The organism is Pseudoalteromonas sp. SG45-2 (genome assembly GCF_014164115.1).
Classification (GTDB): Bacteria; Pseudomonadota; Gammaproteobacteria; order Enterobacterales; family Alteromonadaceae; genus Pseudoalteromonas; species Pseudoalteromonas distincta.
This window is the reverse complement of sequence record NZ_JACJEO010000011.1, coordinates 62,862-88,823: the sequence shown is the minus strand read 5'-3', so window position 1 is coordinate 88,823 and position 25,962 is coordinate 62,862. Positions and strand designations below refer to the sequence as shown.

Below are 25,962 nucleotides of genomic sequence, written 5' to 3'. Positions count from 1 at the left end.
GCATTAAAATCCTTATCAATATTCTCATTATTTTAGGCGAGATTTTATGACAGCATTAAACAACCAGAATTTATTGCAACTACGTTTTGTTAACCAAGCAAATATTGATTTGGTTAAACCTTCTTTTGATAACCTTCCTGCAAACCTTTATGCAGATGGTGCCTTTCGTAAACGTCGTTATTCAGTAGTAAAAATGCAAAATGGTGAAATAAAGCTACAGCAAGCCAAAGCATTTGTTCAAGATGATTCAATTAATACTTTTCAAGGCAATGTAGAGCGTACTTACGAAAATTTAGAGCAAAGTTTACTTGAGTCAGAGGGCATGAAAAGCATTGTAAATGAGTTTCGCCAACTTACCGGTATTGATGAGCAGCGTGATATTGAAATTCATCAGTTCCGCATGCTTGCCATTGATAGCGATACACCTGCAGCGCCAGAAGGCGTGCATCAAGATGGTTTTGACCATGTATGTATATGCGGTGTTTCTCACGAGAACTTAGAAGGTGGCGAACTGCTTGTATACGAAAACAAGCAAGCTGAGCCTTGTTTTAAAATGGAAATAAAAGACGGCATGTTTGCATTAATAAACGACCGTCAAGTGTGGCATAACGCAACACCTATGAACAAAATTGATGCTAGCAAACCAGGTTACCTGGATTGTTTTGTATTAACGTCTTAAGGAAGTTAGGCATGAACATAACGCAATTACGTGAGCAGTTTCCAGCATTAATGCAGAACGTTGATGGTAAATCGCCAATATTTTTAGACGGACCAGGTGGCTCGCAGGTACCAACATCGGTGCTTACTGCGATGACAGCTTATTTAGGTCATTATAATTCGAACTTAGGTGGCGCGTTTTTTTCAAGTGATAAAACGGTTGAGTTGATGGCGAATGCGCGCCAAGCCGCCGCAGACTTACTTAATGCACCTAGCTCACAACAAATTGTGTTTGGTCCAAACATGACCAGCCTTACGTTTAGTTTTAGCCGTGCAATTTCACGCGACTGGCAGGCTGGCGATGAAATAATTGTAACCAATGCCGATCACTTCTCGAATGTATCGTCGTGGCAACAAGCTGCAGAAGATAAAGGCGTTAAAGTTAATACGGCTTTAATTAACGAAGCTGATTGCAGCTTAGATATGGCGCAATTTGAAAGCTTATTAAACAGCAACACTAAGCTTGTAGCGGTCACTTACGCTTCAAATACCACAGGTTCAATTAATAATATTAAACGTATTGTAGAGCTTGCTCACGCTGTATGTGCACTTGTTTATGTTGATGCCGTACATTATGCACCGCACGAACTTGTTGACGTGCAAGCACTTGATTGCGACTTCTTAGCGTGCTCTGCGTATAAGTTTTTTGGCCCGCATTTAGGTATGGTTTACGGTAAAAAAGAACATTTAGACGGGTTTACGCCTTACAAGGTTGAGCCAGCTAAAGACGTAGCACCAGGTCGCTGGGAAACCGGCACGCAAAGCTTTGAAGCAATGGCGGGCTTTATTGCTGCTGTTGATTACATTGCGGCGATTAGCGAACTTGACGATAGCCATTCACGCCGCGAAAAGTTAAGCGTTGCTTTTGCTAAAACTAAGCAGCACGAAATGGCGCTTAGCGAACACTTTTTAACGCGCTTAGTTAATTATCCACGTATTAAGTTATTTGGTATTGATGATTTTGATCGCTTAAATGAGCGTACACCTACTTTTGCTTTAATTTTTGAAGGGCTTGAGCCACGCGCCGTTTCAGAATTTCTAGGTAAGCAGCATATTTGTGTGTGGGATGGTAATTTTTACGCGCAAGGGTTGTGCAAGCAATTAGATGTGCTTGATAAAGGCGGCGTAGTGCGCATTGGTTGTATGCACTACAACACCATTGAAGAGCTAGATCAGTTGTTTAATTTATTTGATGAACTGCTCGGTTAAATAATACTGATTTTGGTGCGCTAACTCTTAGGCGCACCATATATTTGTTCTGCACGGTTAAACAGTACCCACGAGGTTAAAATATACTTATCGTTTGATACTGGCTTACTGCCTCTATGAGTATGTGTGAAGTAGCCAGGTGCTATTACCATAGTGCCTTTTTGAGGGGCTATTTTACGGTTTTGATAATAAAACTCTGTTTCACCACCTTCCTCTACATCGTTTAAGTAAAACATAAATAACAACACGCGATGCAAAGCTTCATTGTGCTGTAGCTGCGGATAAACTTCACTGTGCCAGTAAGGGTAGCCACCTTTGTTTACTTCGTATTTTTGCGCTTGAATGTTACCGAGTCTAAAAATTTGCTGAACTAAAACGGGTAACTGCGGTTTACCCACTTCTTCAAAATTCTCTTGGGTTAAATCGACTACTTCGCCTGTTTTTGGATGATAAACCTTTAAGCCAAATGCCCCAATCATCATAAAAATATGCTCTTCAACATACTTAAAAACATGCTGTGCAGTCGTTTGTTGTATATGTTTTAATTGTTGTGCATATTCGGGGTGATTATTTAAGTGTAGGTCGTGGCTGTCTTTTTTCTTTAAGTCGACACCGCCCGATGTTACCCCTTGTCTTACATGCGGGCTTTGCGCGAATGTGGAAATAAATTCATCGCAAAACTCATCGCTTAATGCGTTATTAATAACGCGTATAAAGTCCGTCATGGTTTACCTTTATATAATTATTATTGGATTTTTATGTTTATTGAAAAAGTGATGCCGCGCTTTAGCGAAACAGATGCACTCGGACACATCAACAATACCGTACTCCCTGTATGGTTTGAAGTCGCGCGTGGACCTATTTTTAAGTTTTTTACACCGGACTTAAATCCACATGATTGGAAATTGATTATCGCCAAAGTTGAAGTGTCGTTTGTAGGCGAGTTATTTTATGGCCACGAAGTGACAGTAAAAACCTCTGTAGAGCATATAGGGACTAGTTCTTTTACGCTGAGGCAAGAAGCATGGCAACACGATAAATGCTGCGCAATAGGCAAAGCTGTGATGGTGAGGTACGATTTTATTGCTAAATCAAAGCAAGCGCTTAGCATTGACGAAAAAGCAGCGCTTAACGAGCATATTTACCAAGGCAGTTAACCTTACAAAGCTTATATTTTATATAAGCTCATGCTGAGCTAGATTAGTGTAAATAAATAATGGCAGCTGTAATACCTATCCACAATAATACTTAATCAATTTGAGGGATTAAATCTGACGATAACTGCGTTAAAAATTTCTGATATAGAACAACTAAATAACGAAATTTTTGCCTTGTTATCAACACGATTTTCTTACCTCAAAATAGATCACTTAATTAAGTGAAGAGGTATAAATTTTTGTCGAGAAATTTTAACGTATTTAGATTGAGTTGCAGGCTTCAATTATATACTATTTATATTATATATTGTTGCGCCGTTATAACAGGAAATGTTAATTCGGTAATTTGATTGGAGTATGCGTGTGACATCTATTGCCAGTAACCAGCCTTTACAAGTTATTCAGCTCAGTGATGGTGAGAATTTAGCAGCTGAAATTTTGCCGTTTGGCGCAATAATAAAAAGCATTAAATTTAAAAAACAAGAAATGACGCTTAGCGTCGATGACCCTCAATACTATCTTGAAAACCCATTTTACTTAGGCGCTACAGTAGGTCGATACGCTAATCGTATTGCAAAGGGGCGTTTTAACTTATCTGGTACGCAGTATCAATTAGAGGCAAATAACGGTCCTAATAGCCTACATGGCGGTGTTAAAGGTTTTAATAAAGTACTTTGGCAAGTAACCAAACAAACTGAAAGTGAAGTTGAGCTTTATTATTGCTCGCCCGACGGCGAACAAGGTTTCCCCGGTGAGTTGCAGGTTTGGCAAACTATTAGCGCTAAAAACGGCGAGCTTACTCTGCACTTTAAAGCGCTAACCAATAAAGAAACGCTCGTTAACTTTACTAACCATTGCTACTTTAATCTTGATGGCAGCTCATCAATTAATGAGCATCTTGTTCAAATTAATACCGATCGTTACCTTCCTATTGATACAACTAGTATTCCACTTAATGAAGCCGCTTTAGTTTGCGGTACCTGCTTTGACTTTACTAAGCCAGCTCAAGTTGGTGAGGCCTTAAGCGCCGTTCATCCTCAGCTAGAAGCTGGAAATGGCTTTGATCACTGCTATATTTTTAATGATGACAGCAGTTTAAAGACGATGGCTACATTAACTTCGCCACACACGAACGTTAGTTTAACCCTTAAAAGTACGCAGCCAGGCATGCAGCTTTATACCGCAAACTTTGTTGGTTCGCCTTTTAAAGCACGGCAAGCTTTGTGTTTTGAAGCGCAAAATTGGCCAGATGCGCCAAATCGTGAAAATTTTCCAAAGGCTAATTTATTGCCAGCAGAGAAATACGAACAGGTTATTATTTACGCTTTTTCTGAGTGAATACAGTTCTTTAATGTTAATTAAAAGAAAACCAAAAGAAAATATACGGTAATTGAATGCTATCCATAATTAAGGAAAAGGTTGCACTTTTTGCCGGTTTAAAGTATTTATAATATAAATAGTATTTGAAACTATACGCACTACCACAACGACACAACGACTACACACAATCAGGAGTTTTTAAAAAATGGTAATTAACAATAAGTTATCGTTCAACAAGAAAACCGCGCTCAGTATTGCTATCACTGGTATATTGGCAAGCGGAAGCGTTGCAGCTCAAGGCGCTGAAGGCAATACGCCTACAGTAGTAAATGAAGATGTTGAAGTTATCGCAGTAACGGGTATCCGCAGCAGCTTACGTTCATCAATGTTAGATAAAAAAGCATCTAATGTTGTTACAGACGGGATTAAAGCAGAAGATCTTGGTAAATTTCCTGATTTAAACGTAGCAGAGTCTCTGCAACGTATTACAGGTGTAGCAATTGACCGTAGTGGTGGTGAAGGCCAAGCGGTAACTATTCGTGGTTTTGGTCCACAATTTAATACTGTACTTGTTAATGGTCGTCAAATTGCGACAGACAGTGCAGGTCGTGAATTTAATTTTGATGTATTAGCAGCAGATCAAATCACCGGTGCTGATATTTATAAAAGTAATACTGCAACGCTTCAAGAAGGCGGCATTGGTGGTACGGTTAACGTAACTACAGCACGCCCTTTTGATTTTGGTGGTTTACATATTTTAGGTTCAGTTAAAGGTATGTACGAAAGCCTTTCTGAAGAAGTATCTCCATCAACATCATTCTTAATAAGTAATACGTTTAACGATGACAAGCTAGGTGTGCTTTTTGCCATCACTAATCAACAACGTAAACTTCAAAATAACCAAATTTTAACGGCAGGTTGGCGCGGTGGCCAAACAATATCTAACCCAACTGATGGTGTATTGTTTGAAAATGCCTACATTCCACGTAACTGGGACCAAGTAGTTGATGAGCAAGACCGTGAACGTACAAACGCAAGTTTAGTACTTCAATATGCACCATCTGACGATGTTACGATTACGGTTGATGGAATGATTTCAAAATTTGAAGTTGATTCGTCAGTGCGTGATTTAGCATCTTGGTTCGAACCAGACCGTGTAGGCAGCGCAACAATTGATGCTGAAACGGGTACGCTTTTAACTTTCTCTCAAGAAGTTGGCTTAGGCGCACCAAGTGGCGACCCTGCAAGCGACTTTGTATCACATACACGTAACTCACGTGACGTAACTAATAAAGCATTTGGTATTAATGTTGACTGGCAAGTAAACGAGTCACTAAAAGCAAAATTTGATGTATCTCGCTCAACAGCTGAAAACGACCGTGCAGGTAATGATCGTTTTAACGTAGTGGGTATTATTAACAGCTATACTTTTGACGGTACAGGCAGCATTCCTACCGTACAGCATGATGGCTTTGAAAATGGTTCATTGCCAGATCCAAGCCTAGCGCGTCTTCACTACAACGAAATTGGTAATCAATTTACTGATGAAGATGAAATCACTGAAGTAAAAGCCGATTTTGAATACGTGCCAGATAAAGGCCCAGTAGAGCGTATTAACTTTGGTGCTTATCGCCAAGAGCGTGAAAAATCAAGCTTCCAAGTATTTGGTAGCCAATGTCAATTTTGTGGTTACGGTACACAAGCACCGCTTGATGAAATTGATTTTGAAGCATACACAGCGAGTAATTACTTCCCTGGTTTGATCGATACATTTTATAGCTACGATGGCGATAAAATGCTTGATTACTTAGCCGATCAAGGTTTCCCAGTAGAGCCAACGCTACAAAATAACCGTTACACAATTAACGAAGACATCACTAGTTTATACATGGACTTTACGCTTGGTTTTGATTTAGCTGATATGCCAGTAACCGTTAATATGGGTGCTCGTTACTCAGAAACTGATATTGAAGTTGCTGCAATACAAAGCTTTATTAGCGATGTAGTTCCAACTTCAGATGCGACATTGTTTGCTAACGTATTTGGCCCTGCGACTAATATTGAACAAGGTACTAGCTACTCAAACTTACTACCGTCTTTCAACGTTAAGCTTGAGCTACAAGATAATATGATTTTACGTTTTGCCGCGTACGATAGTATTACTCGTCCAACTATGTCTCAGTTATCTCCAGCAACAAACTTTAACGAACCACGTCGTCAAAACTTAACGGCAAGTGGTGGCAATCCAGCACTTAAACCATTCCAATCAGAAAACTGGGATATCTCTTACGAGTGGTACTACAACGATGCTAACTTATTTAGCTTTGCAGTATTTAGTAAAGAAGTTGACGACTTTATTGTTACGTTAACGGGTGCAGAAACATACGAAATGTCTGACCGTTCAGGTCCTGATTTTGCGTGTACTACATGTACAGACCAAACAGATGACGAACTTATTGGTAGCTCAGAAGTTTACACTGTAAGCCGTCCTCAAAATGGTGAGTCTGCTACTGTAACCGGCTTCGAAGTGGGTGTTACTCACATGTTTGAAAATGGCTTTGGTTTTATCGCTAATGCGACTGTTGTGAATAGCGACATTAGTGTAGGTGATGATACAACTCAAACATTTGCACTTGAAGGTTTGGGCGATTCACAAAACTTAGTATTGTTTTATGAGCAAGACAACTGGCAAGCACGTGTTGCATTTAACAACCGTGAAGGCTTTTTACGCTTAGTTGATAACGGCTTCAATGGTGAACCAGTGAACGTAGAAACGTACGGCCAGTGGGATATTAGTGCAAGCTACGATATTAACGAAAACTTCACTATTTTTGCAGAAGGCATCAATATCACTGAAGAAGAGTTAGTACAAACAGGTCGTTTTGCTAACCAAATTTATTCAGTGGAAGATAATGGCTCACGTTACGCGTTTGGTATTCGCGGATCGTTTTAATTAATGTTTGAGGCGAACTTCTCGCCTCTTGTTTCATTGCAGTACATTAGTGCTAATACCAATTAGGTTAATTTAACAGTAATGTATATTAGTTAACCTAATTGGCTAAAATGAAGCCACATTAAATCCAAATGCCCTACCGGGCATTTGTTGTATAAAACGTTATCAAAGATACTCAAAGAGTAGTCCATTATGAATAAAACAATAAAAACAATCGCAGTAATTGGTGGCGGCACAGCAGGATGGTTGAGCGCTGCAATTATAGCTTCGTATCACCAAGGTAAAAATGGTGATGGCTTAAAAGTGATGTTGGTTGAATCGTCAGATATTCCAACAATTGGTGTAGGTGAAGGTACCTGGCCCACGATGAAAAACACACTTCAGCAAATAGGTTTGCGTGAAGTTGATCTATTTAAAGCCTGTAACGCTACCTTTAAGCAAGGTGGTAAATTTGTAAATTGGACGCACGGCAACAATGACTTTTACTACCATCCATTTACTGTACCGCTAGGCTACGGCCGCATAGATTTAGCCCCTTATTTAGATAATGTTGAAGACTTTGCACAGCAAACTAATTTTCAACATGATATTTGCGAAGCAAGCTTAGCCCCAAGAGGTATAGCGCAAGGTGAATATCAAGGTAACTGTAATTACGCTTATCACTTAGATGCCGGCGCTTTTGCAGAAATGCTTAAACAACATTGTAAAAGTAAGCTTGGTGTAGAGCATATTATTGGTACTGTTGATCAGGTAAAACTTGATGACGATGGTGCAATAAATGAGCTTACTCTAAAAGATCAAACCCGCATTATAAGCGCCGATTTATTTATAGACTGTACTGGTTTTTCATCATTGTTATTAGGCCAAGCGCTCAACGTACCGTTTAAAAAAATGGACCACGTGCTATTTAACGACAGCGCACTGGCGATGCAAGTCCCTTACGATGAAAACGATGACTCCTTAGCCAGCCATACCATAGCAACAGCGCAAAACGCTGGATGGATTTGGGATATAGGTTTAACGCATCGCCGTGGTGTAGGGCATGTATATTCAAGCAAATTTTTATCAGACGATGAAGCAGAGCAAAACTTACGAAACTATTTAGGCGATGCAGCAAACGGTTTAACTGCCCGTAAAATTAGCTTTGAGTCGGGCTACCGTGAGAAGTTTTGGCATAAAAACTGTGTTGCAGTGGGTATGTCAGCAGGGTTTGTAGAGCCGCTTGAAGCAACCGCTATTATGCTTGTTGAAATTTCAGCACGCTTTGTAGCAGAGCACATGCCAGCAGATACACAAGTAATGCCTATAGTAGCTAAACGCTTTAACGAGCAGATGGATTACCGCTGGCAGCGTATTATCGACTTTTTAAAGCTGCATTACATGCTAACCAAGCGCCCAGAACCTTACTGGCAAGCACATGTACAGCCCAATACTATTCCACAAACCCTGCAAGAAGATTTACTGCTTTGGGGAAGCCGTGGCCCGCTTATTCAAGATTTTCATGGCGCATTAGAGTTATTCCCAGCCGCCAGCTACCAGTACGTTTTATATGGTATGGGCTTCAAACCAGACTTTACTAAACAGGCTTATTTGTATTCACAAGACGCGCAAGCCAAACAAATAATTGAACGTAACAGCCAGCTTACACAGCAGATGTTGCAAACTTTGCCGCCACACCGCGCTTATATTGAGCAGTGGTTAGCGGCTAACCCAGTTTAAGGATGTGTAACTATGGCTATTAGTGAACTAGTAAACACCAAACACCAAACATTAAAAATTAACCCTAATGCAGGTGTTGAATATGCAAAAACGCAGCATTTAGTTAATTTAAGAGCTAACGAAGTGGCAAAAGCAGCCTGCGACTTACCTATTTTTTTAGCACGTAATACACAAAATGGTAGTTATACCGTATCAGCGTTAACCAGCTTTAGTGCAGGTCAAAGTTTATTGGTTAATAACAACCAATGGCAGGCACTTTACACACCGGTATGTATACAAACTCACCCTCTTTATTTAATGACCCGTGAAGCAAATAGCAGCGACTACTTTATTGCGATTGATGATCAAAGCTCAGCCGTAAATACGCAGCAAGGCGAGGCACTATTTGATGCTAAAGGTAACCCGAGTTTATTTTTAAGTGCACAGCAAAAACTGTTAGAAAGCGATTTAAAAAATGACTATCAAACGTATCAATTTACCCAAGAAGTAGCGCGCTTAGGGCTTATTAAAAACATAGATATTGTATTGCAGTTTGAACAAGGCGAAATCCAAACTATTCAAGGTTTGAGCACCGTTGATGAAGACAAACTGCAAACTTTAGATAGCGATACCGTTGCAAACTTACACAAGCAAGGTTACCTAAGTGTGCTTAACAGTATGCTTATTTCACTGTTTCAGTTAAATGCATTGGTAAAGCTGCACAACCAACGTCCCGAACTTATGCCTTTAAAGCAAATTAAGTTAGAACTAAGTCGAGATGCGCACGCGCTGTAGCGTGCACTTTTTTATTACACAGACATTGCGCGTAACGCGTAGGAGACACACACATGTCAGATAACATTTTACAGCTGGTGGTTTTTGTTTTTGTCACCGCTTTAATTGGTGGCCTTACTTATTGGAAATGCCGAGGTCAAAATCGTAATAACGGACAAAGCCAAACCAAAGAGTATTTTTTAGCGGGCGGTGGCCTTACTTGGATGTTTGTTGCAGGTTCAATAACACTTACTAACTTAAGTACCGACCAACTAGTGGGTATGAATGGTAACCAAATGGCTTTGCTTGTTTGGTGGGAGCTTGCGGCGATTATTGGCTTAATTATTTTAGCCAAAGTGTTTATTCCTGTTTATTATAAATACAACTGTACAACGACCACAGAGCTTTTAGAAAAGCGCTATAACAACAAACATATTCGCGCTGTTATTGGGGGATTATTCTTTTTAGGTAATGCACTTATTTACATGCCAGCGGTAATTTACTCAGGTGCGCTGTTTATGCAAACCATGTTTAAGGTTGATATTCCGCTAATGTATATTGCCACCGCATTTGCCATTGTAGGTGCTATTTATGCGTTTTTTGGTGGTCTACGTGCAGTTGCAGTGTCTGATACTTATAACGGCTTACTGGTACTGGGTATGGCTGTTTTAGTGGTGTTTTTAGCACTAAATGCGATTGATTATGACTTTACGGGTATTCCTGAGGAGCGCTTAACACTCATCGGCGATGCTGATTCACCTATTCCATGGCCAACACTTTTAACCGGTATGATCTTTATTCAAATGTATTACTGGGGTACTAACCAAACAATTACGCAACGAGCCATGGCTGCTCCTAATGTTAAAGAAGCGCAAAAAGGTATATTTGCCGCAGCGGGAATTCGTTTTTTAATCGTCCCTGCCATTGTGGTATTACCGGGTATCATTTCGTTTAAACTTTACGGCGATATTGGCGACGCTGCTTATGGTCGAATTGTAGGTGATGTAATGCCAGCATGGTTAACCGGTGTGTTTGCAGCGGCAATGGCGGCGGCAGTGCTGTCTACTTACAACAGCTTATTAAATTCAGCTACAGCACTATACGTGTGTGACATTCACGAAGCTTACTTTAATAAAGAGCCAAGTGTTGTAAAGCTAAGTGGTTACGTAACATTGCTACTAACAAGCTTAACACTGGTACTTGTACCAATTTACCAGCAAGCCGACAGTATTATTAACTTACTACAGCAATTAAACGGCTTATTAAGTATGCCTATATTCTCAATTTTTGTAGTGGGCTTATTATTTAAAAATGTTGATGCACGTGCAGGTATTGCAGCAGTAATTTTAGGTGTTGTAATGTACGGCATGCTTACGTTTGCAAACTCACCACTACATACTGACATTCATTACATTCATTTAATGCCAATTACACTGATTGTATGTGTAGCTTTTGCATTGATAGTAAATAAAGTGGTATTTGGTTTGAATGCGCAGTGGGCAGGTAAAACACCGGCACTTGATGACGCAGGACAAGTACAAGTACAAAAATAGATTGTAAATAGTTTAAGCTGATAAAATCGGTCATGGGGCAACTCTGGCCGATTTTTTATATATATTAAAAGCAATAACAGAGCTTTAAAGTAAAGGTTAGTTTAATACCTTTTATTACAGTGGTACTTCCAGTGAGTTTATCTGACTATTTGCGATGTAAAGACTATCAAAACCTAATTTGTATGATATATACTATTATTATTGAGTGTCACCATCTGATAGATTGTGGCTCAAGCAAAGAGATACATTTAGTAAATAGTGTAGCTTACTAATTTTCGTTATATTTATAACTCACACAATGAACAAGAGGATAGGAAAATCATGGCCGACACTAAATCATTTTATCGATTAGACAGTGTAAACAGCACCGTTATTTTCGACTGCCAGAGCAAAACACCGGCGTTACTGTACTTTGGTAAACGCCTATCTGAGCAAACAACAGAAACAATGCTTACTCAGCTTGCTACCCGTCAAGAAGTAAAATGTGCCGTGGTTGAAGAAGCGCCTATTTCTTTATCTCCTTTATTAGGCGAAGGCTTTACTGGCGCGCCAGGGCTTGAGCTAGTAAATGATTCAATCGCATGGTCAGTTGGGCCAGAGCTTCAAGAAGTGCGTCAGCCTTCAAGTGCGACTGTTGAGTTTGTAAGTGTAGATAAGCTTCGTGGTATTGAAGTCGTGCACAGCATTACGCTTGACAATAACAGTGACGTACTAAGTGCACATACTGTATTAACTAATTTAGGTGACTCACCACTGGGCGTTAATTTTTGCGCCGCGCCAACATTTCAATTGCCAGATAGCGTAAGCAAAATAGTGAGCTTTGAAGGTCGTTGGTCAAACGAATTCCAGCGTCAATCTGTTGATTTAGTGCTTGGGAGCTTTGTACGTGAAAACCGTAAAGGCAAAACATCACACGATGTGTTTCCTGGTTTATTAGTGCATAACGAAAATGCAGGCGAGCAACACGGCGAATGTTACGGCTTTCATTTAGGTTGGAGCGGCAACAATAAACTACGCGCAGAGCTTTTAGCTGAAGGTCGTCGTTATGTACAAATGGGTGAGCTATTACTTCCTGGTGAGCTTACGCTTGCTAAAGGTCAAACGTATCAAAGCCCGAGCATTTATGGCTCGTTTTCAAGTGAAGGTTTTAGTGCGCTTTCTCGTAATTTCCATCGTTTTGTTAAAGCTAATTTACTTAGCCAAGCTCAACGTGAAAAAGCGCGCCCTGTGCATTACAACACGTGGGAAGGTATTTACTTTGATCACGACGTAGACACGCTTAAGCAACTAGCCGACAAAGTAGCGCCGTTAGGTATTGAGCGTTTTGTACTTGATGATGGCTGGTTTAAAGGCCGCCGTGGCGACAATGCAGGCTTAGGTGATTGGACAGTAGATTACAAAATTTACCCTGATGGTTTATCGCCAGTCATTGATCATGTTAATAGCTTAGGTATGGAGTTTGGTATTTGGTTTGAACCAGAAATGGTTAACCCAGATAGTGATTTATACCGCGCGCATCCTGATTGGGTTTTAGGCTCAGAAAATAACGAGCAGTTAAGCTTTAGAAATCAGCTAGTACTTGATTTAACGCGCTCTGAGGTTGTTGAGTACCTATACAAAGCGATTGACGATATTTTAGTTGAATACCCAACTATTAAGTACATTAAATGGGATATGAACCGCGATATTAACCATGCGGGTAATTTTGATGGCAAGCCTGCTGTGCATCAGCAAACATTGGCACTTTATCGTTTAATTGACCGTATTAAAGCGGCGCACCCTGGTCTTGAAATAGAAAGCTGTTCGTCAGGTGGTGCACGTGTAGATTACGGCGTACTTGCACACACAGATCGTGTATGGACGTCAGATTCAAACGATGCGCTAGATCGCCTTGAAATACAGCGTGGATGTTCTTTCTTTTTCCCATCGTCGGTTATGGGTGCACACGTAGGCCCACGCGATTGTCATATCACAGGGCGTAATGTAAGTATTGAAATGCGTGCTGCGGTATCAATGTTTGGCCACATGGGAATCGAAATGGACCCACGTGAACTGACCGATCACGAATACAATGCACTTAAAGCGGCAATAGCACTTCATAAAGAGCATCGTGAGTTTATTCATGCTGCCGATTTATACCGCCTAGATAGCGACGATTTATCAATTAACTTTGGTTTAATTGATGCGCAAAAAACAAAAGCGTTATTTGCCTATAACAGCGTTCGCGAAACACCGCGTACAGCGCCTAATAAGCTTCGTTTTGTTGGCCTAGATGCCGATGCGCAGTACACACTTAATTTAGTGTGGCCGGTAAAATTTGAAGAGTATCGCCCATCTTCTATTGCTGCGGTAAATGGTCAAACATTTACAGGTGAAGCGCTAATGCAGTTTGGTTTACAAATGCCAATTTCATTCCCGCAAACATCGCTTATATTTGAGCTTAATAAAGCTTAAATTTAACTAAGAGCAGTAAAGGGCGAAAATCGCTTTTATGCTGCTCTATTGAGATATCAGAAGTCAGCTCTATATTGTTTAGAGCTGACTTTTTTATATCCTTAGTAAGCTAATTTAGTAAATTAACTTAGTAAACTCAAAAATATAGAAAATAGAGTGGTTACGCTTGCGCGTAATTTTGCTTATTACCCAACCAACGTTGAATTAGCGGGTCAACAACCTCTGGGTGTTGCTTAAGCATTTGCTGTGCAATCGGTCTAACTTGGTTGAGGATGTGCTTATCGCGGGTAAGATCGGCAATTTTAAACTCGGCTAACCCTGTTTGTTTTGTACCGAGTACTTCACCAGGGCCACGAATTTCTAAATCGCGCTCTGCTATCACAAAGCCATCGTTACTATCGCGTAGTACACCTAATCGCTTTTGAGCGGTATGAGACAGTGGTGCGTGGTATAAAAGCACGCAATGCGATGCAGTAGCGCCACGGCCAACTCGCCCACGTAACTGATGCAGCTGTGCTAAGCCTAAGCGCTCAGGGTTTTCTATAATGATTAAGCTCGCATTAGGGACATCTACACCAACTTCAATAACCGTAGTGGCTACTAATACGTGTATGTTTCCTGCCTTAAACTCGCTCATAATGGCTTGTTTTTCAGCTGATTTCATTCGCCCATGTACTAAGCCTACGTTTAGCTCTGGTAGTGCTTTTTTTAACTGCAGTGCGCTGTCTTCGGCGGCTTGGCATTGCAGTACTTCAGATTCATCAATAAGTGTACACACCCAATAAACTTGGCGGCCTTGCTCGTTACACGCTAATTTAACGCGGGCAATAATATCGTCTCTGCGAGTATCAGGAAGTGCCACTGTTGTGATTGGCGTACGCCCAGGTGGCAGCTCGTCAATCACAGAGGTTTCTAAGTCGGCATAGGCGGTCATAGCGAGTGTACGTGGGATAGGTGTTGCGGTCATAACTAGTTGATGAGGGTAACAATCACCAAACTTACCCTTTTGGCGTAGTGATAAACGCTGGTGGACACCAAAGCGGTGTTGTTCATCAATAACGATAAGCACTAAGTTATTAAACTTAACTTCATCTTGAAATAAGGCGTGAGTACCTACAATCATTTGCGCTTCACCAGAGGCTATTTTTTCAAGTGTTGCTACGCGCTCTTTGCCTTTTGTTTTACCGCCAAGCCAAGCAACTGTTATACCTAGTTGATTAAACCACGTTGTAAAATTAACACCATGTTGCTCTGATAAAATTTCAGTAGGAGCCATTAAAGCGACTTGAAAGCCCTGCGCAATGGCTGTTAGTGCACTAAGTGCTGCTACTAGGGTTTTACCAGAGCCTACATCGCCTTGTACTAAACGCATCATGGGATACGCGTGTTGCATGTCACCTTTAATTTCAGCAACTACGCGGCTTTGCGCATTTGTGGGTGCAAAAGGAAGTTGCTCTAAAAACTGGCTTTCTAATGTGTTTACCGGATTTAATGCCACGGCTTTAACTTGTTGTCCTTGCTCTCGTACTTTTAATAAGCTGAGGTTTTGAGCAAGTAACTCCTCAAATACAAGGCGCTGTTGAGCAGGGTGAGTACCTTGCTCTAATGCAGTTACATCAACATCATTTGGTGGGCGGTGCAGTAATAATAAGGCGTCACTTAGCGGCATATTTGATGGCTGCCACTGTGAAGGCAGTAGTTCTTCTACTGAGTATTTATTTAGTAAATCAATAGCCTGTTCGCTTAAAGCTCTAATCGATAGTTGCTTTAAGCCTTCGGTTGTTGAATAAACGGGCGTTAATGTTGTCGCTACCGGCTGCTCGTTAGAGGTATCGCTGATGCTGTATTCAGGATGACTCATTTCAAAGCCAACACGGCCACGGCGCACTTCACCAAAACAACGTATTATTTTACCAGCGCTAAATGCGTTTTTTTGTGCAGCGGTAAAATTAAAAAATCGTAGTGTTAGCCTGCCAGTACCATCATTGATTTGGCAAACAAGCATGCGCCTTTTTCCAAACGTGATTTGGCTTGTTTCAATTGTTGCTTCAACACTCACGTGGCTATGTAGTGACAACTCATTAATTGCGTATAAGCGAGTGCGATCTTCATAGCGAAGTGGCAAATGAAAAAGCATATCTTGCACAGTTAAAATACCTAGCTTTAACAAACGCTCAGCCATTTTTGGGCCGACCCCTTTGAGCTCTGTAATTGGGTATTGATTTAAGCTAGGTTTAGACAAATTATATCAATCTTATTATTTGTGAATAAGTTAAGTGTACTTACAGAGCTTTAGTCCATCAAGTATGTTTTAAAGCTTGCCAAAATTGCTCGTCAGCGACTATTTCGCCGTTTTCATCAAGTGCAGGATAAGGTAATTTTTTTTGTTTACACTGCCTTGCGATAATAGGGTGGCAGCCTTCAAAGTAAAGTGGATGTTTAACTTCGGCGCTCAACATATCTCTATTATATAAACCAGCCAGCTCGCGTTGGCGCTGTGCTTCAAACAATATTAGCGCAGCAGCAACTGAAACATTTAGCGATTGCACCATGCCTTGCATTGGAATAATAATATTTTGATCGGCATATTCTAGGGCTTTTTCTGATATCCCTGTTTTTTCTTGTCCAACAATAATAGCCGTTGGCTTGGTGTAATCTACTTCTCTAAAATCAACGGCATCTTCTGATAAGTGAGTCGCTAATATTTGTATTTCTGGATTGCGTTCACGCATTGCAGTAACTGCATCATCAATATTTCTATGTAAGTGCGTCTCTAGCCAGTTTTTACTGCCACCTGAGGTATTATTTGTTAGCCATTTTTGCTTTTCAGGCCATACAGCATGTACGTGATGACAACCAACCGCATCAGCACTTCGTACTATTGCAGATAAGTTATGGTGTTTGTGCACGTCTTCTAAGCACACGGTTAAGTCTGTTTGACGGCGCGAAAGTACGTCTTCGATTCTTTGATAGCGAGTTTGCTGCATGGTTATCCTCTTTTTTCGGCAATTATACGAGATTTTTGCAGTTAAGGCATTACCGTACGGCTAATTGGATTTTGTAGAGAAATCAGTGTTTCTGTTGATTGAATGGCTTCTATTGCCTGTATTTTATTAATCAGCACATCTTGTAAGTGATCAATGGACTTTGTCATTACCTTTATAAATATACTGTAGTTACCTGTTGTGTAATAAGCCTCTACCACTTCCTCCAATGCTTCTAGCTTTATAAGTGTTTGTGGGTAATCACGTGCGTTATTTAAATTAATACCTATAAAGCAACACACATCGTAGCCTAGCTGTTTAGTATTAATCGTTAATTGGGTGCCTGTAATGATCCCTGCTTGCTTCATTTTTTCAATTCTTACGTGAATTGTCCCAGCGCTTACATTAAATCTTTTTGCTAATTCGGCGTACGCAGTACGGGCATTTTCCATTAATGCATGAAGTATCTGTTTATCGAGATTATCGATTAAATAATTTTCCATTATATTTTTCTCATAAAATTATCGAATATATGATTTTTATACCACTTAATTGATGGTTTTAATATGTTAAAGCTATTTTTATTATGGGATGTTGAATTAATTCATCAAATCGTTACATTAACCTCATTAAAGGCGCTCATTAGGGCGCTTTTTATAAATTAAGCAAGTAACAATAACTGGGAATGAGGCCAATTATTATGAGTTCACACTATGTGCAGCAACAGCAGCAAATAAGTAAAGTTAAACAATTTTTTTCACAGCAACTAGAAACCCAACTTGGGCTGGTTGAGGTTCAAGCCCCTATTTTGGCTAAAGTAGGTGACGGCACGCAAGATAACTTAAGCGGCCATGAAAACGCAGTTGCTGTAAATGTAAAAGCGATTACAGATAGCCGCTACGAAGTGGTGCATTCATTGGCTAAGTGGAAACGTAAAACACTGGCAACTTATGGCTTTGGTGTTGGTGAGGGTATTTATACTCAAATGAAAGCTTTGCGCCCAGATGAAGATTCATTAAGTCCTATTCATTCTGTATATGTTGATCAATGGGATTGGGAAAAAGTAATTAACGAAACCACAGAGCGTTCGCTGGCAACACTAAAGCAAACTGTTCAATCTATTTATAAAGGGATAAAAGAGACGGAAGCTTTTGTAAGTGAGTCTTATGGTTTGACGCCTTTTTTACCGGACGACATTAAGTTTGTGCACAGTGAAGAGCTACGTAAAATGTACCCTGACTTTAGCGCTAAACAGCGCGAAAAAGCCATTGCACAAGAATATGGTGCTGTATTTTTAATTGGTATTGGTGGCGCGCTTGGTGATGGCAAAATCCATGATGTAAGAGCCCCAGATTACGATGATTGGTCTACGCCAACGTGCGATCAATATATGGGTTTAAATGGTGATATTTTAGTATGGAACCCAGTACTTGAAGACGCATTTGAAATTTCATCAATGGGTATACGTGTAAGTCCTGAGGTTTTAAAAGCGCAGTTAAGTACAACTGGAGATGAAGACCGCTTAGAGTTTGATTGGCATAAAGCGCTACTACAAAGTAAATTTCCGCAAACAATTGGCGGTGGAATAGGGCAGTCGCGCTTAGCGATGCTCTTGCTACAAAAGCAGCATATTGGTCAAGTACAAGTGGGTGTATGGCCGCAGCAAACACATGCTGAGGTAAGCGGTTTACTTTAAATGTGAATAAATTTGAGTGCTCAATAGAGCACTCAGTTATTAGCTTGTTTTGAACTCTATTTCAATTTTGTTATTCAAAAGTTTAACGTTGCACGGAGGGTAATTGCGGATTGTTTTGAGTACTTTATCAAAAATATGAATCTCTACACCTGAATGCAAAACAGAATTTACCGCTAAATTAGCGTCGTTAAGTAAATCGTGTAAGTCGTGATCTAAGTTTGAAAGACGTTTTTCTAATTGCTCTGCCTGCTCACAATAATGCTTTTGAGTAGCACCAATTTTAGTAATTAATAGTTTTTTCTTTTCGGCATCCTTCACTAAATCAGTTTTTTCTAGTGCTGCTTGCAACGTGTCTAGCTGTGCATCTGTTTTAGCTAAGTCTTTAAAGCAATTATCAGTATCAGCGGTTATTTCGGCGCCAGAAGCCGCTAGGTTAATAATCATTTTAGCGCCTGATTCATTCCCTATTTCGCCAGCAATGAGGGTCGTTGCATCGAGTATTTCGCCACCAAATATTTTACCCTTAGGTAAGTCGGATTGACCAACTTGCAGTAAGCGTTTAGCTTTCATTACACAGTGGCTTGTTTGGCGATCAATAAAAATATTATTTGCTTCTAGGTAGCAATACTGTGAATGGGATACGTGAATATCACCTCGTGCAATAAGCTTACAAGACAGTGATTGTTCATCGGCTTTTTGATGGCCAATAATGCCTTGTTTAACGGTGATGTTTCCGCCTGCGGTAAGCTCTCCTGATTCAACAGTGCCAAATATAGTAATATCGCCTTTGGCTGTTACTTTCATTCCAGGGTCTATATTACGGGTAACAATAACACTTCCTTGAAAGTCAATGTGGCCGCTTTTTACGTTTACATCTGAAATGGTAAAAATATCGTCGACACGCATACCATTATTAATTTCAACCGGAACACCTGCAATAGTAGAGACTAGTTCAAGCGGATTTAGCTTTGATATTTCGGTGCCTTCGCCTGCTACTAATTGTTTATTTTCTCCGGGTTTTGCGGGCAGTATGTCACCTATTACGGTGAAGCCTTCTTTACCAGGGGTTGCTGGTTGTTGGCGAATAAGCACAGAGCCTGGCTCTACGCTTGCAAGCTTGCCAAAGTCGCGCATATCCACGCTGCCATCTTCTTTGAGCTTGGGGGTTTTTAAACGGTCTTTTAAAGTCTCTACGGTTGTTATTAGTTTACTGGCCAAACCATCACTTGGTAGCCTACCTTTAGCTAATACTCCCTTAACGACAGAACCCACTGTATGCTCAAACTGTTTTTGCAGTAGCAACTCTAAAAATGCTTGCTTATAGCCACGCACAATTCCTGCTTTAACGAGTTGTTTTTTTGCATCTTCTAAACTTAATAATTTTCCGCCTTGGGCAAGGGTTAGCTCGCCAATGGCCAACATTTTATCGTCGCTAATTGTTACATTTAAAGTGGCATTGTGTTTTGTTGCTACAACCAGAGTGTGTTGTGTGTTTTCGTTTTTAAAAAAATCATTAATAGCGTCATGATCTATTTTGCAGTCGCAAAAAGCTGACTTTTCGAGAGCCTCTAAAATAAATGCAGCGCTGGGAGGAATATGTTCTTTTACATCAAGTAAAACATTTCCATTGTTGGCAAGCTTAAACACGAGTTAATCCTTTTTTACTACTTAAGTTAAGTTTGTTTTTTAAAACACAACTACAGATTGCTAGAAATTTACATTTGAGTCAAGAAGTCACAGAGAACGAAGTGCTAAGAGAGAAAGAAAGGCTATAGAGAGGCTCTATAGCCTGTAATACTTAATTGGTAGAAGGAAGTTCCATTATTCCATCTATTTCAACTTGTGCACCTTTTGGAAGTGCACGAACACCTAATGCAGCTCTCGCTGGGTAAGGTTGTTTAAAGTATTGGCTCATTACTTCATTTACAGTAGCGAAGTTAGATAGATCTGTTAGGTAAATATTGATTTTAACTAAGTCTTGGATTTTTCCGCCTGCTTCTTCACATACCGCAGTAATATTTTTAAATACTTGATGCGTTTGCTCACTAAAGTCTTCTGAAATCATTTCCATCGTTTCTGGAACTAGTGGAATTTGACCAGATAAATAAACAGCGGTACCTACTTTAACTGCTTGGCTGTAAGTGCCAATGGCAGCAGGTGCTTTGTCGGTAGAGATAAATGCTTTATTCATGTGTTTCCTATTTTACTTTTTACGATAGACTTTTTGTACATCAGGCATAACGCGAATGCGGCGCATAATGTTAGCAACGTGGATACGGTTTTTAACGGTAACCCCTAAATCTATCACGTATAAATTACTTTCTTTTTCATCGGTGGTTATTTCTACAATATTGGCTTGGGTTGTAGTAACAACATTGGTTAATTTAGCCAGAGCCCCCTGATGATTAATAATTTCAACTCTCAGAGCTGCAATATATTCTTTCTCTGGGTTATCGTCCCATTTTACAACTAAGTATTTAGAGCGCTCATTTTCCCAGCCACGGATGTTTTTACATTCTTGGCGGTGAACGGTCAGGCCCTTACCTTGGCTTACATGAGCTGTAATAGCATCGCCAGGTACAGGTCGGCAACACTTAGAGTAATTAACTAGCATGCCCTCAGTACCAATAATGGTTGCTTTGGCTTGGTTTGTTATATCAGTTAAATCGTCATTGTCATTTTGCAATAAGCGCTTGGCAATTAACATGCTCATTAAGTTACCAGAGCCAATTTCTACCAACAACTCTAAAACTGTGGAGAGTTCGTGTTCTTCAAGTACTCTCGCTATATTTTCATCAGCAATACTATCTAGTTTGTTTTCGCCTAATGCCGAATCAAGTAAACGACGCCCTAAAAGCATAGCTTCTTCATGATGCTGGCTTCTAAGGTAGTTACGAACACCTAAGCGTGCCTTACCAGTAACAATAAAGTTTAGCCATGTTGCATTAGGGTGGGCACCTGAGCTTGTTATTATCTCTATGGTTTGCCCTGTATCTAAGGGCCTACTTAAAGGGTGCGGCTTGCGATTAACGCGTGCGCCTACACAGGTGTTACCTACATCAGTATGCACGGCATAAGCAAAATCGACTGCGGTAGCACCCATTGGTAGCTCAACAATACGCCCATCTGGTGTAAATACGTAAATTTCTTCTGGGAATAGCTCAGTTTTTACATTTTCAATAAATTCAAATGATGAACCCGCACTTTGCTGAAGCTCTAATAAGCTCTGCATCCACTGGCGAGCACGTTGCTGCGAAGTATTACCTGCGCCATCACCTGCTTTTTTATACATCCAATGCGCCGCTACACCTTTGTCGGCCATATGATCCATATCATGAGTACGAATTTGAATTTCAACAGGTATACCGTGAGGACCAACTAATGAAGTATGAAGCGATTGGTAACCATTTGTTTTTGGTACTGCAATATAATCTTTAAAGCGTGTTTCAATAGGTTTATAAAGACTATGAGCTACACCTAATACACGATAACACGTATCCATAGAGTCAACTGCAATTCTAAACGCGTAAATATCCATAACTTCGTTAAATAGCAGTTCTTTATTAAGCATTTTTTTATAAATACTATATAAATGTTTTTCACGGCCTGACACAGTTGCTTTAATGCCTGATTCTTCAAGACGTGCTTCTATTTCATGTTGGATATTAGTAATAACTTCTTTGCGATTACCGCGTGCTTTAGCAACTTCCGATTTAAGTGCGCGATGACGCATAGGATATAAAGCTTGAAAACCTAAGTCTTCAAGTTCATTTTTAATATCGTGAATACCTAAGCGGTTTGCAATTGGTGCGTAAATTTCTAGTGTTTCACGCGCTATTCTGCGGCGCTTATCTGGGCGCAATGCGCCTAAAGTACGCATATTGTGTGTTCTATCAGCAAGCTTGATTAAAATGACTCGAATATCCTGAGTCATTGCCATAATCATTTTGCGGTAGTTTTCAGCTTGGAATTCTTTTTTATCTTTAAAGCTAAGCTTATCGAGCTTACTCACACCTTCAACTAGCTCTGCAACAGTTTCGCCAAATATCTCGGCTAAATCTTGTTGACTAAAATCAGTATCTTCAATTACATCATGCATTAGCGCGGCCATGAGCGTTTCATGGTCAAGATGCATGCCTGCAAGAATTTGGGTTACTTCTACTGGGTGCGTTATGTAAGGTTCGCCACTCGAGCGAGTTTGTCCTTCATGGGCCTCTCGGGCTACCACGTAAGATTTTTGAACCAGCTCTACATCAGCAGCGGGCAAGTATTCTGAGATTTTCTTTTTAAGACCTTCAAAAAGATACATTCACACTCCAATGTTCTAGGGCCTGTTGACCTTTCAGGATTAAAATTTGTTCAATCTAGGGGCGATTTAATTGTGGCGCGAGGTTTTTAGCCTAGCGGGCTAAGTAAAAATCGAGCAACAAAGAGTAAAGTGCCCCTAGGCAGAACCCTTTAGGCAGCGCATGTTTTGCATTTATGCTGCGTTATCGCCTATTTATGGGGAATAACCACACTACATAGGCTCTGCCTTGCCTAAATACCAAACATACTACTGCAAATTTAACCTCGAAAGATAGACAGCCCTAGTGAAGCAAATTAGGTAAGTTACGAATATACGATGAAATGAAAGGATTGCCAACGGCTATAGTAGAAATACTGCGCCGTTGGCTAAATCAGACCGGGAGGTCGATTATTGGTTGCCACCAACAATAGCGGCAACAGCAGCTAATTCAGCTGCTTCTTGGTGTTGTTGTTCTTCACGGTCAATTAAGTCCATTGAAGAGCTATCAACTAAACCTAGTTCAATTTCACGTAAAGCAACTACCGTTGGCTTATCGTTTTCAGGGTCTACTAGTGGAGTTTTACCACCAACAGCAATTTGGCGGGCACGACGAGCCGCAACTAAAATTAAGTCAAAACGATTACCAACTGCATCTACTGCATCTTCAACTGTTACGCGGGCCATCACAGCACTCCAAAAATAATTTAAATCAAAGACGTAGTTTACTGCAAGCAGCCACTTTCGCCAATAGCCAGTGTTCAATTTTTATCAGTTTTACTTGTCTAAGCCTGATTTAAATAGACTTAAATTATTTAAGCAGGCTATTTAGTAAAACTTGATGGCGTTCTTCTTGCGCTTTTAGGGTTAAGCGCTGAGCCATTACAATCATTTCTATGTCGCCAAGCGCGCTCTCAAAGTCATCATTAACAATTACATAGTCGTATTCGTTATAATGTGATGTTTCAGATTGTGCTTTTGCCATACGAGAGGCAATAACTTCAGCTGAATCTTGGCCACGGTTATTTAAGCGTTGCTCTAATTCTTCTTTTGAAGGAGGTAGTATAAAAATAGTTTGTACGCTTGGCATAATTTTGCGCACTTGCTGAGCGCCTTGCCAATCAATATCTAAAAACACATCAATACCCGCATCAAGTTGCGACTCAATAGCTTGCTTTGATGTGCCGTAGTAATTATCGAATACTTGAGCCCATTCAAAAAAGTCATCTTTGGCAATAAGCGCTTTAAATTCGTCTGTAGATACAAAGTGATAATGCACGCCATTTTCTTCACCTGGGCGAGGGGCGCGAGTTGTATGTGATACAGATACTTTCATGTCAGCGTGTTTTTTTAATAACGCATTGATTAAGCTTGATTTACCAGCACCAGAAGGGGCTGACAAAATAAATAAGTTACCGCGAGTTTGTGCCATTTTTTCTCTACCTAAAAATAAACAGGCCTGGGTTACAAGTAAGCCAAGCCTTTAATTAACTGCATTGTACTTTAATTAGCTCACCTTGCTCAAGTTAGTCGTGCTCATGTTGGTCATGCCCAAATTGGCTTGGGCGTATTTTGCTAAGTTAGATTTTAAATAAAATTGCAGTTTAAAATTGTCAACAGAACTAGCCGCTAGATATAAGTATTTGATAAGGTGAAGTATCACCTAGTAAAGGAGCCTTTATGCTTAATAAAACCTTATTTACCGCACAACAAGTAAGAGACAATGAAGCTTTAGCTGCTAAAAACAGTCATTGTGATTTATTTACACTAATGCAGCGTGCAGGCGAAGCTGTATATAAGCAATGGCAGTTATTTGATGCACAGCATACATTAGTTATTGTTGGCCATGGTAACAACGCTGGAGACGGTTATATTGTTGCAAGGCTTATTATGCAATCAGGTAAAAAGGTAACAGTATGCGCAGCTGAGCCTAATAAAGTATTAACCGGTGATGCAGCAAAAGCGCAGCAGTTATGGATTGAAGCGGGTGGGGTGGTTTCTCATTTTACAAAAGATGCTCTTAATGAGTGCGATATCGTTATTGATGCGCTCCTTGGTACTGGGCTTAATAGCGCCGTGCGCGATAATTTTGCGAATATAATTAACGCTGTAAATAACAGTGGTAAGCCCGTAATAAGCATTGATATTCCATCAGGCATTGAAGCAAATACAGGACAGCCTTTAGGGTGCGCAGTACAAGCTACTTCAACCGTTACTTTTGTAGGTATAAAGCAAGGGCTCACAACGACGGCAGGTAAACAATATAGCGGTAAGTTAGTTTTTGATGATTTAGCAATTGGCGATGCGTTTACTAGTATAGCTCAATCATCAGGAACCTTGATAAATATTAATAGCTTTAAAGGAATTGCCACGCGGGCAATCAATAGTCACAAAGGCAGCCATGGCAAGCTTTTATGTGTTGGTGGCAATCAAGGTACTGCAGGTGCAATTAGGTTAAGTAGTGAAGCAGCTCTTAGAACGGGTGCTGGCATGGTAAGGGTGTATACACACGAAAGCTCAATAACGCCTATTAGTATTGGCAGACCAGAGCTTATGGTAAGCAGTAATAACTTACATCAAGCGCTAGAGTGGGCAAGCTGCGTTGTTATTGGCCCAGGGCTTGGGCAAGACGAGTGGGCACAACAAACATTCGATGAAGTAATGCAATATTGCCAAAACAATAAAATGCCATTGGTTATAGATGCAGACGCCCTTAATTTACTCGCTAAGCAAGCCTCATCGTATGTGTTAGAGCAATGCGTACTTACGCCACATCCAGGCGAAGCTTCGCGACTGCTAAGTGTTAGTACCAGCGACATAGAATCAGACCGCTTTAATTATGCTCGCCTTTGCGCCAAGCGCTATAACGCGACTTGTGTATTAAAAGGCGCAGGAACATTAATAGATAATGCCCAGCACACGTGGGTGTGTGAAGATGGCAACCCAGCACTTGCAGTTGGCGGCAGTGGCGACGTACTCACTGGTATTATTGGGGCATTACTTGCTCAAGGTTTAACTATTGATGAAGCAGCACGCTATGGCGTAACACTGCACGCTAAAGCCGGTGATATCGCAAGTGAGCGAGATGGGCAAAGGGGAATGCTACCCAGTGATTTATTCCCAGTTGTAAGAGAGTTAGTTAATAAAGTGACGTGAGTTACA

At 40.4% G+C, this 25,962-nt stretch carries 20 protein-coding genes; 11 read left to right on the top strand and 9 right to left on the bottom strand.

The features are described 5' to 3' along the window. Positions 1–46 precede the first annotated feature (46 nt). Together H5116_RS09920 and H5116_RS09915 are read left to right on the top strand one after the other, a co-directional pair. A complete protein-coding gene (locus H5116_RS09920) occupies positions 47–679 on the top strand; it encodes a 2OG-Fe dioxygenase family protein (RefSeq protein ID WP_002958808.1) in 633 nt (210 codons plus the stop codon). A gap of 11 nt (positions 680–690) precedes the next feature. Further along, positions 691–1,926: a cysteine desulfurase-like protein gene (locus H5116_RS09915; protein WP_182716047.1), complete on the top strand. Its 1,236-nt coding sequence runs from the start codon at positions 691–693 to the stop codon at positions 1,924–1,926. 20 nt (positions 1,927–1,946) lie between these two features. Here H5116_RS09915 and H5116_RS09910 read toward each other — a convergent pair whose 3' ends face one another. Continuing rightward, positions 1,947–2,651 carry a 2OG-Fe(II) oxygenase gene (locus H5116_RS09910; RefSeq protein ID WP_182716046.1) on the bottom strand — a complete coding sequence of 235 codons (705 nt, stop codon included), beginning with the start codon at positions 2,649–2,651 and terminating at the stop codon, positions 1,947–1,949. Between the two features lie 33 nt (positions 2,652–2,684). Here H5116_RS09910 and H5116_RS09905 point away from each other — a divergent pair, with 33 nt between their 5' ends. The 7 genes from H5116_RS09905 (at position 2,685) to H5116_RS09875 (ending at position 13,835) form a co-directional block, all read left to right on the top strand. Further along, positions 2,685–3,083, top strand: a complete 399-nt coding sequence (locus tag H5116_RS09905) for a thioesterase family protein (RefSeq protein ID WP_002958811.1) — start codon at positions 2,685–2,687, stop codon at positions 3,081–3,083. A 363-nt stretch (positions 3,084–3,446) separates the two neighbouring features. Continuing rightward, positions 3,447–4,421 (top strand): aldose epimerase family protein, encoded by a 975-nt coding sequence (locus tag H5116_RS09900; protein WP_182716045.1) that lies wholly within the window; start codon positions 3,447–3,449, stop codon positions 4,419–4,421. Positions 4,422–4,608: 187 nt separating this feature from the next. Continuing rightward, the gene (locus H5116_RS09895) at positions 4,609–7,356 is read left to right on the top strand and encodes a TonB-dependent receptor (protein WP_182716044.1); all 2,748 of its coding nucleotides are present in this window, start codon (positions 4,609–4,611) and stop codon (positions 7,354–7,356) included. 192 nt (positions 7,357–7,548) lie between these two features. Further along, entirely contained in the window at positions 7,549–9,075 is a 1,527-nt protein-coding gene (locus H5116_RS09890) for a tryptophan halogenase family protein (RefSeq protein ID WP_182716043.1), read from the top strand. Between the two features lie 12 nt (positions 9,076–9,087). Next, positions 9,088–9,849, top strand: a complete 762-nt coding sequence (locus H5116_RS09885; protein WP_182716042.1) for a SapC family protein — start codon at positions 9,088–9,090, stop codon at positions 9,847–9,849. Between the two features lie 53 nt (positions 9,850–9,902). After that, complete coding sequence (locus tag H5116_RS09880) at positions 9,903–11,381, top strand: SLC5 family protein (protein ID WP_002958818.1); 1,479 nt, start codon at positions 9,903–9,905, stop codon at positions 11,379–11,381. Between the two features lie 321 nt (positions 11,382–11,702). Further along, complete coding sequence (locus H5116_RS09875; protein ID WP_182692451.1) at positions 11,703–13,835, top strand: alpha-galactosidase; 2,133 nt, start codon at positions 11,703–11,705, stop codon at positions 13,833–13,835. Positions 13,836–13,995: 160 nt separating this feature from the next. On the opposite strand, the gene recG is transcribed toward H5116_RS09875, so the two are convergent. Genes recG through asnC form a run of 3 tightly spaced genes read right to left on the bottom strand, consistent with a single transcriptional unit; the run spans position 13,996 to position 17,322 of the window. Next, positions 13,996–16,077: an ATP-dependent DNA helicase RecG gene (gene recG / locus H5116_RS09870; RefSeq protein ID WP_182716041.1), complete on the bottom strand. Its 2,082-nt coding sequence runs from the start codon at positions 16,075–16,077 to the stop codon at positions 13,996–13,998. A gap of 58 nt (positions 16,078–16,135) precedes the next feature. Continuing rightward, a complete protein-coding gene (gene trmH / locus H5116_RS09865; RefSeq protein ID WP_007580009.1) occupies positions 16,136–16,822 on the bottom strand; it encodes a tRNA (guanosine(18)-2'-O)-methyltransferase TrmH in 687 nt (228 codons plus the stop codon). A gap of 41 nt (positions 16,823–16,863) precedes the next feature. Then, positions 16,864–17,322: a transcriptional regulator AsnC gene (gene asnC, locus H5116_RS09860; protein ID WP_024595831.1), complete on the bottom strand. Its 459-nt coding sequence runs from the start codon at positions 17,320–17,322 to the stop codon at positions 16,864–16,866. Positions 17,323–17,519: 197 nt separating this feature from the next. Between asnC and asnA the strand changes: the two genes are divergently transcribed. Beyond that, positions 17,520–18,515: an aspartate--ammonia ligase gene (gene asnA / locus H5116_RS09855; protein WP_182716040.1), complete on the top strand. Its 996-nt coding sequence runs from the start codon at positions 17,520–17,522 to the stop codon at positions 18,513–18,515. 39 nt (positions 18,516–18,554) lie between these two features. Here asnA and H5116_RS09850 read toward each other — a convergent pair whose 3' ends face one another. From H5116_RS09850 to gmk, 5 genes are all read right to left on the bottom strand, one after another. Continuing rightward, positions 18,555–20,162 (bottom strand): DUF342 domain-containing protein, encoded by a 1,608-nt coding sequence (locus H5116_RS09850; RefSeq protein WP_182716039.1) that lies wholly within the window; start codon positions 20,160–20,162, stop codon positions 18,555–18,557. A gap of 151 nt (positions 20,163–20,313) precedes the next feature. Continuing rightward, positions 20,314–20,706 carry a RidA family protein gene (locus H5116_RS09845; RefSeq protein WP_024600049.1) on the bottom strand — a complete coding sequence of 131 codons (393 nt, stop codon included), beginning with the start codon at positions 20,704–20,706 and terminating at the stop codon, positions 20,314–20,316. A 12-nt stretch (positions 20,707–20,718) separates the two neighbouring features. Then, positions 20,719–22,824: a bifunctional GTP diphosphokinase/guanosine-3',5'-bis pyrophosphate 3'-pyrophosphohydrolase gene (gene spoT / locus H5116_RS09840; protein WP_182716038.1), complete on the bottom strand. Its 2,106-nt coding sequence runs from the start codon at positions 22,822–22,824 to the stop codon at positions 20,719–20,721. Between the two features lie 387 nt (positions 22,825–23,211). After that, on the bottom strand, positions 23,212–23,487 hold the full coding sequence (gene rpoZ / locus H5116_RS09835; protein ID WP_002958829.1) for a DNA-directed RNA polymerase subunit omega: 276 nt from the start codon (positions 23,485–23,487) through the stop codon (positions 23,212–23,214). Positions 23,488–23,611: 124 nt separating this feature from the next. Next, positions 23,612–24,232: a guanylate kinase gene (gene gmk / locus H5116_RS09830; RefSeq protein WP_182695900.1), complete on the bottom strand. Its 621-nt coding sequence runs from the start codon at positions 24,230–24,232 to the stop codon at positions 23,612–23,614. Positions 24,233–24,480: 248 nt separating this feature from the next. Here gmk and H5116_RS09825 point away from each other — a divergent pair, with 248 nt between their 5' ends. Continuing rightward, positions 24,481–25,956: an NAD(P)H-hydrate dehydratase gene (locus H5116_RS09825; protein WP_182716037.1), complete on the top strand. Its 1,476-nt coding sequence runs from the start codon at positions 24,481–24,483 to the stop codon at positions 25,954–25,956. The last annotated feature ends 6 nt before the right edge of the window (positions 25,957–25,962 follow it).